This is a genomic window from Pararhodobacter zhoushanensis (assembly GCF_003990445.1).
GTDB lineage: Bacteria > Pseudomonadota > Alphaproteobacteria > Rhodobacterales > Rhodobacteraceae > Pararhodobacter > Pararhodobacter zhoushanensis.
Genome location: NZ_REEZ01000029.1, coordinates 1 through 1,187, shown reverse-complemented (window position 1 = coordinate 1,187; position 1,187 = coordinate 1). Strand labels below are relative to the sequence as shown.

Below are 1,187 nucleotides of genomic sequence, written 5' to 3'. Positions count from 1 at the left end.
AGGAGAAGCCATCATGGCGAAGGCAAAGTTTGAACGTAACAAGCCGCACGTGAACATCGGGACGATCGGTCACGTTGACCACGGCAAGACGACGCTGACCGCAGCGATCACCAAATACTTTGGTGACTTCCGGGCCTATGACCAGATCGACGGCGCGCCGGAAGAGAAAGCCCGCGGGATCACGATCTCGACGGCGCACGTGGAATACGAGACGGCGAACCGTCACTACGCCCACGTCGACTGCCCCGGCCACGCCGACTACGTGAAGAACATGATCACCGGTGCTGCCCAGATGGACGGCGCGATCCTGGTCTGCGCTGCCTCGGACGGCCCGATGCCCCAGACGCGCGAGCACATCCTGCTCGGCCGTCAGGTCGGCATTCCGTACATGGTCTGCTACATGAACAAGGTCGACCTGGTCGACGACGAAGAGCTGATCGAGCTGGTCGAGATGGAACTGCGCGAGCTGTTCTCGTCCTACGAGTACCCCGGCGACGATATTCCGATCATCAAAGGCTCGGCCTTCCAGGCGATGATCGGTGAGATGAAAGAAATCGGCGAGGATTCGATCCGCGCGCTGATGGAAGCCGTCGACAGCTACATCCCGACCCCGGCCCGCGCCATCGACCAGCCGTTCCTGATGCCGATCGAAGACGTGTTCTCGATCTCGGGTCGTGGTACGGTTGTGACCGGTCGCGTTGAGCGTGGCGTGATCAACGTTGGCGACGAAGTCGAAATCGTCGGCATCCGCGACACCAAGAAATCGGTCTGCACGGGCGTGGAAATGTTCCGCAAACTGCTGGATCGTGGGGAAGCTGGCGACAACGTCGGCGTGCTGCTGCGCGGCATCGAGCGTGACGGCGTTGAGCGCGGCCAGGTGCTGTGCAAGCCGAAATCGGTCAACCCGCACACCGAGTTCGAAGCCGAAGCCTACATCCTGACCAAGGAAGAGGGTGGCCGTCACACGCCGTTCTTCGCCAACTACCGCCCGCAGTTCTACTTCCGCACCACGGACGTGACCGGCACCGTCAAGCTGCCCGAGGGCACCGAGATGGTCATGCCCGGTGACAACCTGAAGTTCGAAGTCTCGCTCATCGCCCCGATCGCGATGGAAGAGAAACTGCGCTTCGCCATCCGCGAAGGCGGCCGTACCGTCGGTGCAGGCGTCGTCTCGAAGATTCTGAAGT

1 protein-coding gene is annotated in these 1,187 nt (G+C 61.6%); it reads left to right on the top strand.

Annotation, left to right across the window (positions count from 1 at the left end; translation table 11 throughout):
* Positions 1–13 precede the first annotated feature (13 nt).
* Positions 14–1,187 (top strand): elongation factor Tu (gene tuf / locus EAE28_RS23505; protein ID WP_127110895.1); only part of this gene is annotated, 1,174 nt, incomplete at its 3' end.